6 protein-coding genes are annotated in these 16,123 nt (G+C 70.1%); all 6 read right to left on the bottom strand.

The window, feature by feature from the left end; all coding sequences use genetic code 11:
• Positions 1-28 precede the first annotated feature (28 nt).
• Positions 29-8,479 (bottom strand): DNRLRE domain-containing protein, encoded by an 8,451-nt coding sequence (locus ACQRWP_RS22900; protein ID WP_430497606.1) that lies wholly within the window; start codon positions 8,477-8,479, stop codon positions 29-31.
• A 596-nt stretch (positions 8,480-9,075) separates the two neighbouring features.
• Positions 9,076-10,131, bottom strand: coding sequence for a fatty acid desaturase family protein (locus ACQRWP_RS22905; protein ID WP_430497607.1), 1,056 nt, complete (start codon positions 10,129-10,131; stop codon positions 9,076-9,078).
• 136 nt (positions 10,132-10,267) lie between these two features.
• On the bottom strand, positions 10,268-13,732 hold the full coding sequence (locus ACQRWP_RS22910) for an SCO7613 C-terminal domain-containing membrane protein (RefSeq protein ID WP_430497609.1): 3,465 nt from the start codon (positions 13,730-13,732) through the stop codon (positions 10,268-10,270).
• Between the two features lie 48 nt (positions 13,733-13,780).
• Positions 13,781-14,101 carry a divalent-cation tolerance protein CutA gene (gene cutA / locus ACQRWP_RS22915; protein WP_091406014.1) on the bottom strand — a complete coding sequence of 107 codons (321 nt, stop codon included), beginning with the start codon at positions 14,099-14,101 and terminating at the stop codon, positions 13,781-13,783.
• A gap of 21 nt (positions 14,102-14,122) precedes the next feature.
• Entirely contained in the window at positions 14,123-15,127 is a 1,005-nt protein-coding gene (locus ACQRWP_RS22920; RefSeq protein WP_430497611.1) for a 1-acyl-sn-glycerol-3-phosphate acyltransferase, read from the bottom strand.
• Positions 15,127-15,960, bottom strand: coding sequence for a patatin-like phospholipase family protein (locus tag ACQRWP_RS22925; protein WP_238680595.1), 834 nt, complete (start codon positions 15,958-15,960; stop codon positions 15,127-15,129). The genes ACQRWP_RS22920 and ACQRWP_RS22925 overlap by 1 nt, the downstream gene beginning before the upstream one ends.
• Positions 15,961-16,123 lie beyond the last annotated feature (163 nt).

Here is a 16,123-nt window from a genome sequence, read left to right on the forward strand (position 1 = left end):
TCACTCACCGACAACGAATCTTACCTCATCACCACGTACCGTATAGCCGGTTGATCAAGGGCTGGCAGAAGTCCTTGCAGGGATCCACCGCCTGCCCAGAATTGGTCTTGAGCGTACGGAAGGTTCCTCCGAAGATCTCATCCCCGGCCTTTTGCGCCTCGTTGAGTGCACAGACTTCGGAACAGCCCGTATGCCGCCCCCGCAGAACATCATCCAAAACGGATCCCGATTCGACGTCTACCCCTCCAGGTGTAGTCCGGCCGTAATACCGGTTCCCGTTAGGCGAGGTGTATTCGGTGACAAATCGCGGCGCATTCGTCCCGAGATTCGCCTGCCGATAGTCACCCAAGGTGGATCCTGCTGGAGCCGGGCCGGGCTTGGCACCGCAATTATGTACCAGGACCGGTGTCGTGCCAGCGAACACGTAGTACGTGTGGATGTCCTCGACGGTGAGGTTGTAGACCGCAGTGCTCTGCGTCCAGTGCCGAGTCCGGACCACCGTCAGGGTCTGGCCGTCCGGCGTCGCCACCTGGTCGCCGACGAGGAGCTGCCCGGCCTCGATCCATCGACCCTCGTCGGCCACCCAGAACGGGTGTCCGTCGGTGGCCACGATGTCGGCGGTCGACTCTCCGGCGTCACCGTCGACGTCGACCGTGACGTCCACCAGGTCGCGATGCCCCTCGCCCCCGATGAGACGGCTCACCGGCTTGGCCTTGGTCTCGCCGGTCTCCGGATCGGTCGCCAGCACCTCGTCGTCGAGGTTCACGTCCTCGATGGCCTTCGTGCTGCCGTCGGCGAGCAGCACCAGCGTGCCTGCCACAAAGCTGTTGGAGAAACAGTCCTTGGCGGCGTTGGAGGCGGCACCACCCTTCGAGGCGCGGCTGGCCGTGCCGGCTTTTGCCGCGCTGCTGGCCCGGCCGGCGCCCTTGCCGGCGAACATGTCCACCGCGGCCACGGTCAGATTGCCCGCACACTCGGCACCGGACTTGTCGTCACCGCACCCGACCGACTGCTTCACCGAGTCACAGGCGGCCTTGTCGTTGTTGTAGCCGCAGTCACCGGCCTTGTCGAACTGCTCCCCGGCCGTCTTGGCCTTGCCGCGAAGACTGTCGCAGGCCGCATCGCTGTCGCCGGAGGAGCAGTCGTCCAACTCGGCGTAGGTGTCCAGCGCCCCCTTCGCGGTGTCCTTCAGGCCACTGGCCACCGTTCCGACGTAATCCTTGACGGCGTCCTTCGCCGTGTCGAGCCAGCCGTGACCGTCCAGCTCGACGTTCGAGATCGGGTTGCCGCCGGCGAAGGCGTACCGGTTGCCGGTGTACGGGTCGATCGCCAGCGACAGGTCGTTCAGCGCCCCGTTGTACGAGTCCCGGGTCAGGAACTGGTTGATGCCCGGGTCGTAGTCACGGAAGCCCATGTCGTACTTGCCGGTGGACTGGTCGTACCGCTTGGACTGGAAGCGGTACGAGTTGTAGGGCACCCGGTCCGGGTTGTCGGGGTTGCTCGCGTCCGGCTTGTCGGCCCCGGTGAACTGGCCACTGTCGTTCTTGCCGTAGGCGGTGTATCCGTACGTCGCCCGCCCGTCACCCTTGTCGTCGGTGATCTGCTCGATGTCCGAGCCGCCGTCGTACCCGGCGTACGAGTCCTCCTGGCTGTTGTCGGTGTTGGTCTTGACCTGCGACAGCAGCGAACCGCCGGGGCCACGCTGGTAGGACTTGACCACCTTGGTGCCTTCGAGCTCGGCGGAGATGTCCGAGCTGAGGCCGAGGTACGCGTACGTGGTGGTCTTGCCGGCGTAGGTCCGCTCGACCTGCCGGTCCAGTGGGTCGTACTTGTAGGTGGTGGTCTTGTTGCCGGGGTTCTTGACGTTCGTGACGACGTGGTCGAAACCGTCGTACGTGTAGCTCTCCAGCGTGGTGCTGTCGGCAGTCACCGTCTTGAGCCGACCGTACGGGTCGTAGGCGTAGGTCGCGCTTACACTCGCCCCGCTCGTCGTCGCGGACTGCAACCGGTTCTTCGTGTAGTTGAACGAGGTCGTGAGGCCGCCGACCGTCTGCGTGATGACGTTGCTGTTCGCGTCGTGCACGTAGCTCTCGGTCGTCGCGCCCGAACCGGTCTTGGTCACCGAACGGACCCGGTCCTGCGGGTCGTACCCGTAGGTCGTGGTGGTGTCCAGATAGGACGTCCGGTTGTCCGCGTTCTGCTTGCGGGAGACGTCCTTCGACTTCTGCCCGTTCGCCGCGTACTCGTAGGTGTGCTGGTTGACCAGGGTGCCGCCGGACTTCTTCTCGACCTGGCTCTGCACCGCGCCGTTGAGGAAGTAGGCGTTGGTGACGACGTTCCCGTTGCCCTTGGTCTCGGTGTCGGTCTGCCCCCGCTTGGTGTGGGTGTACCGGGTGTACTTCGGCTTCGGGTCGGTCGGCGAGGTCAGGTTCTTGATCTCGGTCGCCAGATCGCGCTGGGGCTCGTAGGTGTACTCGGAGATCTGCGTGTCGTGCGTCCGGCGCTTGAGCAGGCCGTTGGGCTCGTAACTGAAGGTGGTGGTGTTCTTGACGGTGCCGGACTTCTTCTCCTCGACACTGGCGACCTGGTTACGGGGGTCGTAGGAGATCGCGTACGTGTCGATGGTGGCGCCGGTGCTGCTGTCCGACATCTTGGTCAGGTTGGCGTTGACGTCGTACTCGTAGCTGAAGTTCTTGCTCGGCGTGCCGGAGCCCGCGCCGTTGTCGGCCTGGGTCTTCTTCTTGCCGTCGGGGTAGTAGGTCCAGAGCTGTTCGCGTGGGGTGCCGCTGGACCCGGTGACGGTGCGGGAGGTCTGCGCGCCGACCAGGTCGTACTTGTACCCCGTCTTGATGTTCCAGCCGGCGTCCTCGGAGGTACGCACCCACCCGGTGTCGAAGAAGGTCTGGACCGTGTCGTTGCGGGTGCTCTCCCCCTTTGACGGCGGTGCCGAGATCCGCTCCGGGTTGCCGACCTTGTCGTAGGTGTAGATGGTGCTCGGCGGCGTCTTGAACTCTGAGTCGTCCCGGTCGTACGGCTGCTGGACCTCGCGGACCCGGTTGAGCTTGTCGTAGAGGGTGACGGTGGTGAAGTCGTCGGGGTCGTCGGTGGTGTCGACGCCCCTCGGGCTGACCTGGGTCGTCCGGTTGCCGACCTCGTCGTAGCCGCTTCGGGTGGTGCGGTAGGTGATCGTGCCGTTGACCGAGACATAGGGCACCTTCTGCGCGATCACCGCGGAGCGCTCGTCGTAGTCGATCAGGGTCTTGTTGCCGTCCTGGTCCGTCGACGACGTCGTGTTGCCGTCCCTGTCGTACGTGACCGAGGTGGTGTAGCCCTTCGCGTCCACCGTGCTGATCACCCGGTGGTTGGCGTCGTAGTTGTACTTGGCCGTGTAGTCGGTCGAGTCGGACGTGGCCATCTTCCGCTGGTCGACCACGTTGATCACGTTGCCGACCGTGTCGTAGTCGACGTGCAGCCGGCCGTTCGCGGCGTCGGTGACGTCGGTCGGCTGGTTCAGCTCGTCGTAGACGTAGACGGTGGCGAAGTCGTTCGGGTCCGTCGTGGTCAGCATTCCCCGCGGTTCGGTGACCTTGGTGAGATTGCCGACCGGGTCGTACTCGTACTTGGTCGTCGGCGCGTCGGAGGTGGAGGTGTCCTTGGCGGTGACGACCGTGGCGGCCCGGTCGAGCAGGTCGTACGTGGCGGTGGTCACCGCACCCGTGGCGGTGGTCTGCTGGGTGACGTTGTCGTTCTTGTCGTAGACCGGCGACGGGGTGGTGGCGTACACGCCCGCGGCGCTGTCGACCGGCACCTTGCTGGTGGTCGGTCGGCCGAGGATGTCGTAGCCGTACGTCGACGTGTGCTGGTTCGCGTCGGTCACCGTGGTGACGGAACCGATCGCGGAGTACGTGTAGGTGGTGTCGTTCAGCAGCGCGTCGGTGATCGTCTTCGGGTATCCGTTGGCGTCGAAGCTCGCGTACTCGGTGACACCGTCGTTCGCGTCGGTCGCGGTCAGCATCCGCCCGTACGAGTCGTACGAGTACAGCGTGGTGTAGTCACCCTCGGCCGCGGTCGCGGTGCCCTTGGGGTCGGTGACCGAGGTGACGTTGCCGACCCCGTCGTAGCCGAACTTCCAGTGCCGGCCCTCGGCCGAGTACTTGTCGGTGAGTTCGGCGGTGTGCCCGCTCAGGCCGAACCGGTAGTCCAGCCGGATGCCCGGGGTGTTGTTCTTGACCGCCTCCGCGTCCCTGACCTCGAGCGGCAGGCCGGTGAACTGGTCGTAGCGCCAGGTCGAGACCGCGTTCTTGTCGTCCTCGAGCCGGACCACGTTGTTGTCCGCGTCCCAGCCCAGCAGAGTCACCTGGGCCTTGGCGTTGGAGATCCGGGTACTGCGGCCGTACCCGTCGATCGTCGTCTCGGTCGCCCTGCCCTTGGGGTCGGTCACAGTGGTGACCACGCCCGCACTCGACTCGCCGTCCGGGTCCTGGTACTCGAACAGCGTCGACCTGTTCATCCGGTCGATCATCGAGTTGACCTTGCCCTGCTGGAACGCGTCGCCGGGGTCGTTGTAGGCGACCTTCGTGTTCGAGTTGCGCGGGTCGGTGACCTTGGTCAGTCGGGCGTTCTGCGCGCCCTGTGACTCGTCGTAGGCGTACCCGAATGTCTTGGCTTCTCCCGTGCCAGCGCCGTCGGTGACCTCTCGCAGCAGACCGGTGTCGCTGTAGACGAACGACATCGTCCGACCACTGACGTCGGTGATCGTCTTCAGCTGGCCAATGATCCGCGAGTTCTGGAGGTTGGTCAGGGTCTGTCGGACACCGCCGACGAAGGCGGTGTAGCCGTCGCCCGGCTCGTAATACTCCAGCGTCAACGTCTGCCGGTTGTCCGGATCGGTCAGGTAGCGCAGCACCGCGGTATTCCGGTAGCCGACCTGCTTGCGCTCGTACGTGAAGCGCAACTGGTTGCCGTTACGGTCCCGGACGGCCATCTGGTAGCCCTGCTCGTCGAAGACGAACTGGCTGCGGTCCGGGCGGGTCATCGTCCAGGCCTCGGCGGTGTCACCGCTGCCGGTGCGTTGCAGGAAGAGGTGGACGCCCGACGGCTGGATGTACCGCCAGTCGGCCGGATTGCCGCTGCCGTGCTTGTCGAGGTTGAACAGGTGGGTGGTGCCGTCACCGTCGGTCATCGCGACCTGTTGCGGCCACGTCGTGTCGCCACCGCGGAACTCGAGCGGCGAGCCGAGCCGGACCGCGCTGGAGGTGGACAACGACCAGCCGAGGCCCGCCGACGAGGTGGAGGTGTCCTGGCTGTTGTAGGTCATCCGGACGAACGTGGTGACGCCGCGGCTCGGGTTGTTGATCGGGTTGTAGCCGACCAGCGCGTTGCCGGAGAACTGGTTGACCAGAAGGGTGGCGCCAGCCCCGGTGCCACCGCCCGCGTACTGGTAGAACTTCTCCAGCCCGAGCTGGTCGGAGGTGGGGTCCTCCACCGCGACCGACTGGTCCAGCGGATCGATCTGGGCGACCTCCGACAGCCATTTCCCGCTGTTCTTGTTACGCAGTTCCCACTTCAGCACATACGGTTCGCGGCGGTCACCGTCACTGCCGGAGTTCGGAGCCTTGACCGTGGCGTTGATGGTGACGACACCGCCGGGTGCCTGCGCCGACGGCAGGGGCGTCTCGATCGGGTTGCCCGCGTTGGGGGCGTCCGGCCCGTCCTGAAGCGCCCAGTGGTACGACAGCACCCAGTCCGACGGCGACCACACCGACGACGTGGTGTTGGTGACGGTGACCGGCACCAGATACTGGTCGCCCGGAATCATCCGGCTCGGCGTGTTCGGCGCGTGATAGGTGCTGGCGCTGTTCGGCGCGGTGTAGATGACCCGCAGCCGGGGGCGCAGCGACGGCTCGGCCGCCTCGGCGGAGAGGAAGAGCGACCGCTGTTCCGCGCCGGCCTCGTCGGCCAGCCGGATCTGCACTCCCTTGTTGCTGCTCGGAGTGTCCACCCACCGCTGCACCAGCGGCCCGGCCTCCCAGTTGGTCCAGCCCGGGTCACCGTTGACCGAGCCGACCGACGACTGCACAGTCGACTCGGCGTCGCCGCCGGGCGTGATCCAGGCGATCCCGGTCTGGGCGCTCTTCCACGTCGAGGTGGTCTCGCTGAAGTCACGGGTCAGCCCGCGCAGCTGGAACTGCTGTTGGCCGACGCCCGTCCCGTCGGCGTACCAGCCCCACAGGCCGACCTGCGCGTTGATGACCTTTGCCTGGGCGGGCAGCCCGGTGACGTTGGGGAACTTCATCACCACCCGGCTGGTGCCGTAGATCGGGCCCTTGTTGCCGACCTGGAGTTCGCCGCCGGCATCCAGCTTGTCCCAGTTGCTGTCTGGTTTGAGGCTGGTCAGCGTGTTGTCGTCCGCGCCGGTGAAGAACCTGATCACCTGGCCGGCCTTGGGCAGCCGCACCATCTGGGTCTGCGCCGGGATGACAGTGCCGTTCCGCAACCGCACGGCGACCATGTAGAAGTAGGCGTCGCCGAACTGGCTCGCCGAGTTCGCCGGTGTGGGCGTGGCGTGGGTGTCCGAGTACGTGGTGCGGCCCGGTCGGACAGGGGCGACCAGGCTGGACGCGTTCGGCATGAAGTTCTGCGTCTTGCTGGAGTGCACCTGGTACTCGACCAGGTCGTCATCGGGCGACGACGAGGGGTCGGTGTAGGACGACCAGGACAGGTCCGCGCCGGTGGCCCGGACGGTGGTCACCGGATTCAGCGCGACTCCGGGCTTGCCCCAGGTGAGCACCAGCTTCGGGCCGTGGTCGTCCTCGCCTCCGTAGGAGAAGTCGCCGGACTCGTACCGCGGGCCGCCGTTCTTGTTCGTCTCGTCCTTGCCCTTGACCATGAAGCCGTAGTTGGTCGCGGGGTTGTCCAGCCAGCCCTGCACAGTCGAGCGGACGCTGTAGCTGTGCCAGGCGTTGGTCTGGTGCAGCGGCTTGGTCACCTCGGCCCGCTTGACCAGCCGGACCGCGTCGGCCACGACCTTCTTGTTGGCCACGTCGCCGAGCACCACCTTGTGGGTGGTGCCCGCCTTGAACCCGTAGGTGCCGATCGACACCCAGTTCTGATTGCCGGAACCGGTGGTCTGGTTGACCGTCTTGACCACCGAGCCGCCGTCGTGGAACACGGTGTAGGGCGCGTTCGTGGCACGGTCGGAACCTGGCACGTAGTGCACGTACACCTCGTACTGACCATCCTCGGTCAGCCGTGGCACCCAGGTGAACGTCTGCCCGGTGGACGCGTCGGCGTTGTACCGGTACGTGCCGTTGTTCGCCTGACTGCGGTCGGTGGCCGTGGCGCCGACCCACTCACCACTGGCCGACACCTTGGCGCCGTCCGCCTCGTCCACCTGCTCGCGGTTCTCCCCGACCTCGGCGAACTTGGTGTTCATGGTGCCCCACGTCGCGGTGGTCTCGTTCCACGCCGCGGTCACCCGACGCGCCTCGAACGCCATCGACGCCTCGTCGGCGCCCCCGTGGACCTGATCGAAGTACATCTGCAGCTGCGCCGAGTCCAGCACGGTGTTGGCCGGCACCTTGGACAGGTCGAACTTGGTCAGGGCGCGGAACGTGCCCCCGGTGGAGGCGCCGGCGGACAGCTTCCAGGTGCTGTCGAAGTTCTCCGTCGGACCACCGGACGCGATCATCACGTCCTGGGCCTGACTCAACGTCGGCTGCACCTTGATCGTCGGGTCGATCACCACGGGGTACTTACGGGCCGGGTCGCGCAGCCACGCGTCGTCCGCCGCAACCGTCACCACCGTGCGGCCACCCTGCTGGCTGACCCGTTGGCTGACCTTGTAGCTCATCGCCTTGCCGACCACCGAGGTCGCGTCGTCGGCGCTGTCGTACATGTACGGCCGAGGCATCGTGAACAGTGCCGGACCCTGCCGGTCCGTGGCGAAGAACGACAGCGAGCCGTCCGCCTCCGGCACCACCCGAACCGAATCCGTGTCCAGCGTGAACGTGTACGTCGCTGGCCCGCTCGGCGCGGCGGCCAGCACGATCTGCTCCTTGACCGCCGACGGGGTCACCTCATAGACCAGGTCGGCGCCGCCGACCGCGCCCGGGTAGGTGACCCGGGTGCCCTTCGCGGTCGGGCGCAGGGCCCGCGCGCTGCCGGCGAGCCCGAGGGTCAACCCGTAACCCCCCATCGAGTACGAGAGCACGCGGTCGCTGCGGTCGCCGAACCTGCCGACGAACGTGTTCCGGGTGGCGGCATACGGATAACCCGCCCTGTCACCGGCGGACACTGTCGATTGGATGTCCTGCCAGCGACCCTTGCCGTCGCGGTAGTGGACCGGCTCACGACTGGCTTCCGCCTGCATCCGACCGTCTGCCAACAGGTAGACCTTGGTGCTCGCGGTGCGGCGGTCGACCAGTTCCCGGACCCGGCGTGCCGGCGGTATCGCCTCGGCAGTCACCGGCCGGGCCACCGAGGGCAGGACCTTCGCCGGACCCGGCGGGGTCGGCGGCACCTCGCGGCCAAGCGGCGTTGGCGGACGCAACACAGTCCCCGGCCGGGGTGCCGGTTTGGGCTCACCCGCCTGGCGCCCGTACGCGGGACTGCCCGAAACCACCAGCAGGACACCGACCAGTACTGCAATTAGGCGGCGTCCATTACCGACAATGCTCATCTGATTTCCTTCACGCGATGCCGACGACGAAAGACACGATTTGCCCACGGCACAGCTCGTGCCGGTCGAACTGCCGCGAAGGAGAAATCGGCGCGCGGAGACAGCGCCGGACACCGCGACGAGGCTCAGAGAATGAGTCGGATCAGCGCCCCCCGTGGGTGCCGCAGTGAACCTAGCAAGCCCAGATTGACCATGGCAACTATTGACCTATGACAATTTTTGGCGGAGGCGGGAGCAACGGCGGGCGGAATACGAATATTGGGAACAACCGGATCTACCGGATGCTCCCGGCCCGGACCGGAGATGTCGGGTCAGAAACGCGACGATGGGGCGGCATCGTCAGATGCCGCCCCACCGATCAGTCCTCGCAACAGCCGCGCAGCGGCCGTTTCCGTTCAGCCGCGCAGCGGCCGCCCCACCTCGTGCAGGTGACCGAGCGCCTGCCGGTACGACTCGACCAGTCCGGTCTCGGCGTACGGGATGCCCTGCTCGGCGCAGTAGGCGCGCACGATCGGCTGGGCCCGGCGCAGGTTGGCGCGGGGCATGTTCGGGAAGAGGTGGTGCTCGATCTGGTAGTTGAGACCGCCGAGCGTGGTGTCCACCAGTCGGCTGCCGCGCACGTTGCGGGAGGTCAGCACCTGCTTACGCAGGAAGTCCAGCTCGTCCTCGGCGGTCGGCATCGGCATGCCCTTGTGGTTCGGCGCGAACGCGCAGCCCATGTAGAGGCCCCACAGCGCCTGGTGCACGACGGCGAAGAGCAGCGCCTTGACCGGGGACATGACCGCCAGCAGCAGCGCCACGTAGGCGGCGGTGTGCGCGACGAGCAACGCCGCCTCGACCGCCCGGTGCCGCATCGGGACGGTGTACCCGCCGCCGTTCGGCTCCCGGCCGATGATCGCCCGGATGCTCGCCACGTGCAGGCTCAGGCCCTCCAGCAGGAGCATCGGGAAGAAGAAGTACGCCTGCCGCTGAGCCATCCAACGGCCGAACCCGCGGGTCTCCAACGCCTGCTCGGGTGTCCACACCAGTGCGCCCGCGCCGACGTCCGGGTCCTCGTCCTCGTGGTTCGGGTTGGCGTGGTGCCGGTTGTGCTTGTCGACCCACCAGCCGTAGCTGAGCCCCACCGCCGCGTTGCCGGCGAGCAGCCCCACCAACTCGCTGGGGCCACGCCGACGGAACATCTGGCGGTGCCCTGCGTCGTGACCGAGGAACGCGACCTGGGTGGTGGCGACCGCCATCAGGGCCGCGAGCGGAAGCTGCCACCAGGAGTCGCCGAGCAGGAACACGGCCACCCAGCCGGCCACGAAGGCACCGAGGGTGAACGCGATGCGGGTGACATACCAGCCGGGACGCCGCTCCAGCAGGCCCGCCTGGCTGATCCGTCGGGACAACTGTGCGTAGTCACTACCTCGCCGTCGTACCGGCGGTTCTGCCACCGCTCCGAGCGCCATCGCTGCTCCCGTTCCGCTTGCGCCCGTACCAGGATGGTTCGGGCTTAATGTCAAGTCTCCCAATCGCGGTAGCGCTGAGTAACCCCGACAACCCCCGAATGGGGGGTAGGGCAGGCCCTACCCCTACTGGTTCGACTCAGCCGAGTCGGCCCACCGCGGAGCGCAGTCGAGCCAGGTCACGGCGCCGCCGCTCGTAGGTGGCGGCGAGCCCGACCAGCGCCAGCCCGCCGACCCCCAGGTAGATCCACCGGGGCAGCAGATCCCACCCCCGGGCCAGCTCGTGCAGCGCCAACAGCGTCAGCACCCCGCCGCCGAGCAGCACCGGCGCCTGCCAGCGACGGGTCGCGCCGGCCAGCACCACGCCGGTCGCCGCCGCGCCGAGGAGCAGTCGCCGCCACGGCTGTGGGTCCGCCCCGGCCAGCACCGACACGAGGCTGGGCAGCAACGCCGCGACCAGCCCCGGGCCGAGGGCCGGCCAGCTGGTCAAACCCGGTCGGGTACGCAGCGCCAGCAGACCCGCACCGACGGCGAGCGCCGCAGCCGGCAGGGTGTACGCCTCCAGCACCGTCACCCCACCGGCGGCCAGCAGCACCCAGGCCCCGAGCAACTCGCTGCCGGCGGCGATCCCGGCGAACGCCCACCGCCGACCGGCCGGTTCGCCCCGGCGCAGCAGCCGCAGCGCCACGGCGACACCCCAGAGCACGCAGACGGTGGCGAGGTGCCGTGCCACCTCGACGGTGAGCACCGCCGCCACCAGCGCGACGGCCTGCGCGGTGGCGTCCAGCACCCGTCCCAGCCGGGCCCGCGCCGGGGTGACCGCCGCGGCGGCCAGCACCAACGCGGCCACCGCCAGCAGTGGGTACGCGGCAGCCCGCAGCGGCAGCCCACCGGCGAGCGGGGCGGTCACCGCCAACGCGGACGCCGCACCAACGGCGGCGAGACAACCGGCGACCCGTACCGCGAAGCTGCGCGCCCCGACGGTGACCGCGACCGCCGCCACCAGCAGCGCCCCCTCGGCCGCGAGCGTCCCGGCCCGGGTGGCCAGTAGACCGAGCACACCGGAGGCCACCAGCACCACGCCCACCGGCACGGCGACCGGTGCGAGCGCCGGGCGGGCCGCGGCCAACGCGGTGAACAGCAACGCGGCCAGGCCGGCGAGCAGAACGGCGGCCGGGAGCACCGGCCACGGCGCGCCGACCGCGACGAGCAGCACCGGCAGCGACACCGCGACGAACGGCAGCGCGAGCGGCACCGGCAGGCCGACCCGCCGACCGGCCAGCGCCCCGGCCACCGCGAGCACGACCAGCGCGAACCCGACCGGGAGCACCGTCGGGTCGGCGACGACCGTGGGGACCCCCGACCACACCCGGTCCCGGCCGCCGTAGGGCGACACGAGCGCGGTCAGCACCGTCGGCAGGGCCGCCAGCACAGCGACCACCGCCAGGGCTCCGCCGGCCGCCAGCAACGGCGCCGACCGGGCCGGCTCGCGCTCGTCGGCCGTCGGCCGGTCCCCGAGGGCCGCCTGACCTGAGGCGCTCGCCGACGGCAGCCAGCAGACCCCCAGCGCGGCCAGCGCCGCGTACAGCGCGAGCGGCTCGTCACCCGCGCCGACCAGCGGCGCGAGGCCAGGCACGGCCACCGCCGCGACGGCGCCGGTCACCGCGTACCCGATCAGCTCCACCCGGTGGCGGCGGGCCGCGAGCGCCGCGACCAGCGACAGCCCGGCGGCGGCCAGCGCGAGCCGGGCCTGCCACCACGGCGGCCCGCCCGCGGCGAACATCGCCACCGCCGCGATCCCGGGCAGCGCGAGCTGCCCGACCAGCAGACCCGCGCCGGCCACCTCCCGGTACGCGCCGGCCCCCCGTCGGACGGCGAGTGCCAACCCGACCACGGCGAGCACACCGAGCGCCACCAGGGCACCGGTCGGGGCGGCCAGGGCGACCAGCAGCCCGTGCCCGAGCAGGACGGCACCGCCGAGCGCACGGATGCGCAGGGCGACCGATGGGGTGCTCGGGCGGGCCAGCACGGCGAGCAGCAGCGCGACCCCGCCGATCAGGTCGATGGCCACCACCTGGGGCCAGGAGGCCGTCCAGCCGGCGGGCACGGCGAACAGCACCGCCACCGCGCCGGCCGTGGCGAGCACCGTCCGCGTGTTCCGAGGGAGCAGCAGCACCGTCGCGCCGATCGCCAGCGCCACCGCAGGTGCCAGCTGCCAACCCCAGAGCAGGTCCGGCCCCGTCCCAGCCCCACCCCAGGGCGGCAGCGACCGGCCGACGGCGGCGAGCGCCAGCCCGATGGTGATCAACACGGCGACCTGCGCCGTGCCCGCCGCGACGAACAGCGCACCCGCCCGCGGACCGGTCCGCCAACCGCCGCCACCGTCCAGCGCCGCCCCGGCCGCCGCCGGCAGGAGCCGCACGGCGGCGGCCATCCCCACCGCCACCGTCGCCGCCGCGAGCAGCAGCAGGGACGGCCGCAGCTCCGCCACCGGACGCAGCAGGGCGGCGGCGAGCACCGGCACCAGCAGCCCGGCCGCCACCGCCCGCAGCGCCCGCCCCCCGACGAGCCAGGCCGCGCCGAACCCGGTCAGCGCGACCAGCAACAGCGGCACCCCGGCCAGCAGTGGCGAGCCCCCCGCCCGCCCACTGACCAGCGGCACCACCGCGCACGCCGAGGCGCCAACCAGCGCGGCGACGTGACCGGCGCCGGCCAACACCCGGCCGACGAGCTGCGCCACCCCTTCCCGGCCACGCAGCGCGGCCAGCACGGCCAGGTTCAGCGACGCCACCCCGAGCAGGACCAACGCCCACCCCGCGGCACCCAGCCCGGCCTCGGCGGCGAGCAGCGGCAACGCCGGCTGGGCGGCCACCAGGGCGGCGAACCACGGCCCCGTCAACCCGCTCCACCGGCCGTACGCCACGGCGACCGCCGCGCTGGCCCCCCCGACCAGCGCGGCGTACCGGCTGCCCGGCCAGCCGGTCACGCCGGCCAGGTCCACCGACCAGGCCGCGTAACCGTCCAGCACCACCAGCAGCAACCCCACCGCGGCGAACGTCTCCGCAGTACCGCGCAGCCCTCGGCGGACCGCCAGCAGCGGTACGCCCAGCGCGAGCGCGGTGAACACGGCCAGGATCAACGCCCGCCCGGCGACCCCCACCGCCGCCCAGGCGACCGCGGTGAACACCACCGCCGCGGTCCCCAGCAGGAGTCCACCGAGGACGAAGAGCAGACCCTGGACCGTCCGGGTCGAGGTCTCCGCCGCACCCGGCCGCGAATCCGTCGCGACCCCGGGACCCGGGCCGATTGACGGCGCCGGGCCGACGACGAGAGGCGCCGGGCGCGCCACGACCGAGGCCGCCAACCCGGCGCGGACGACCGCCGCCAGTTCGGCTCGCCGCCCGGACACTGTCGACAGCCGTCCGGCCAACTCGGTGTACGCGCGGCGAGCCCGCTCCACCTGCGGCTCAAGCTCGGCGACCTCCCGGCTCAGCCGAACCACCTCAGCGGCGATCGGGTCGGGCGCGCGTCGGCAGCCGGAGCAACCGGCGCTCAGATCGGCCGGTGCACCGCAGGCGGGGCAGGGGTAACGGGTGTCGTCCACCCGGTCATCATCGACAACCGGCCGGGGTGCGACCCAGAGTGCGCGTACTCAGGATCGGGTGTGCTCGTACACCCAGGTGGCGTAGTCGGGGTTGCCGCTCTCCACCCTGGACACCAGGATCTCCGGCACCTCGTACGGGTGGCTGACCCGGATCTGGTCCAGCAACGCGGTGAGCCGATCCGGTGCGGTCTTGAACTGCACCGACCACTCGGTGCTCGTCTCCATCCCGGACCGCCACCAGTAGGTGCTGTCCACCTGACCACCCACCTGGGCGCAGGCGGCGAGCCTGCCGGCGACGGCCGCAGCCGCCAGCACGTCGGCGACCGAACGCGCATCCACCACCGTTGTCACCACGCAGATCTCGTCCACGCCCGCACCCTACGCGGACATCTACCGATTAGCGGCGATCCAGGCATCAATCTGCGCCCACCAATCGAAGAGCCAGTCGATGCGTTGCTGCCGTCCGGTCGGTACGTCCTCCGGGGGCACGGACCAGAACCGCATCACGATCCGCTTGTCCATCGGCAGCTCCCGCCACACGTCGGCGACGGTGAGCATCCGGTCCAGCCCGGTGTGGGCGACGAAGATGACCCCGGCGTCCGGTGCGGCGTCCAGCGCGGCGAGCATCCCACCGGGCTGCGGGGCGAGCACGTGGCGCATCCGCTCGGCGCGCAGGGCCATCCGTTCCAGGCCGAGGGAGCGCAGCCGGGCGATGGCGCGCAGCCGTCGCCGGGGGGTGAAGTTACCGCCCTCGGGGAAGATCACGAACGCGTCGTTGTCGTCCAGGCCGGTGGCGAGGTGTCCGACCTGGCGTACCGTCTCCTCGCCGCGCTCCGGGGTCGGCGCGATGAACCGGTTGGGCAGCCGGTTGAGCAGCACGTCGATCGCCGGATCCCACTGGAGGCTGTCCTTGAGAACGATCCGGGGTTCCCGGTGGAACCAGTTGACCAGCCCGTGGATCAGGATGAACGAGTCGCCCGGCCCGGCGTGCCGACAGAGCACCAGCTCGGGCCGGCCGGGCAGCGCGGTGTCCGGGTCGGTGCCCACCACGTCGATGCGCAACCGCAGTGTCCAACGTGCCTGCCAGAACAGCACCCGCAGGAACCAGCCGGCCAGCACGTAGTGCGCGCGCTGGAAGGCCGGCGACCGGGTCCGCCAGCCGAAGCCGGAGACGACCCAGAGCAGGAAGAGCGCGAGCAGCGCGGCGGCGTCCCAGACCAGGTAGAAGCAGCCGATCCAGAGCAGTCGCAGCGGGCGCAACCGGCCCGGGACCAGCGGGGACGCGGCTGCGGCGAGCAGCGCCCAGATCGGCAACGTGGTGACCACGAGGAAGGCGAGCAGCACGACGGCGGGGGCGAACAGCAGCCGACGCAGCCACCGGGGAGGCAGCGGCATCACCGCTCCAGGTGGGTGGCGAGGTAGCGCCGGGAGGCGGTGTACGCGCGGCTGATCCGCCGTCCCACCGCCGCCATGTCCCGGTACGCCCACGGCGTGTCGTCGCGTGGGTTGAGGCCGCCGGTCGGCAGGACGTGCACCTCCACGCCCTCGGGCAGCGCCGCCATCTCCCGGAAGAAGCGGTGCCGGCGGGAGATCTCGAACGCGACCTGCGCGATCTCCCACGGCCGGCGGGGCGGGGTCAGCTCCCGTTCGATCCGACCCACCTGGAGGACGTAGATCCGGCGGGCGCCGACGGCCACGGCCTCGCCGATCGGGATGGAGTTGACGATCCCGCCGTCCACGTAGTGCGCGCCGTCGATCTCCATCGGCGGAAGCAGGCCCGGCACCGAGGCCGACGCCATCACCGCCGGCACGACCGGACCGCTGTCGAACCAGTGCTCGGCGGCCCGCTCGATGTGGGCGGCGCAGCAGCGGAACGGCACCCGCAGGTCGGCGAAGGTGGTGTCCACCCCCAGCTCGGTCTCCAACAGGCGGCGCAGCGGCCGGGGTGAGTGCAGGTGGGTGCGGGCGGCGAAACGGCGCAGCTGCCGGGCCACCGAGTCGCCGTACACCTCGCTCGCCTCCGGTGAGGCCCAGAGCCGGACCAGCCGGTCGGTCACCGCCTCGGACGGGTCGGCGGCGACCAGCGCGCCGTTCACCGCTCCGATCGAGGTGCCGAGCACCATGTCGGGTTGGATGCCGGCGCGGAACAGGGCCCGCAACATGCCGACCTCGACCGCGCCGAGCACTCCCCCGCCGCCGAGCACGAACGCCACCGGTCCCCCCGCCATGTCTCTCATCCTGGCACGGGCCCGCCGCCGACCGGTGGGCCGGCGTCGACCGGCGGTCAGCGCACGGCACGCACCGTCCGTCGACGGCCGGCGCCGACGGCGTTGACAGGCCGGACGCATTCGCGCAACCTGATACCGCTCCCACCCCTGAGGCAGGTGCGAT

It is taken from the genome of Micromonospora trifolii, assembly GCF_050516465.1.
Taxonomy (GTDB): domain Bacteria; phylum Actinomycetota; class Actinomycetes; order Mycobacteriales; family Micromonosporaceae; genus Micromonospora; species Micromonospora trifolii.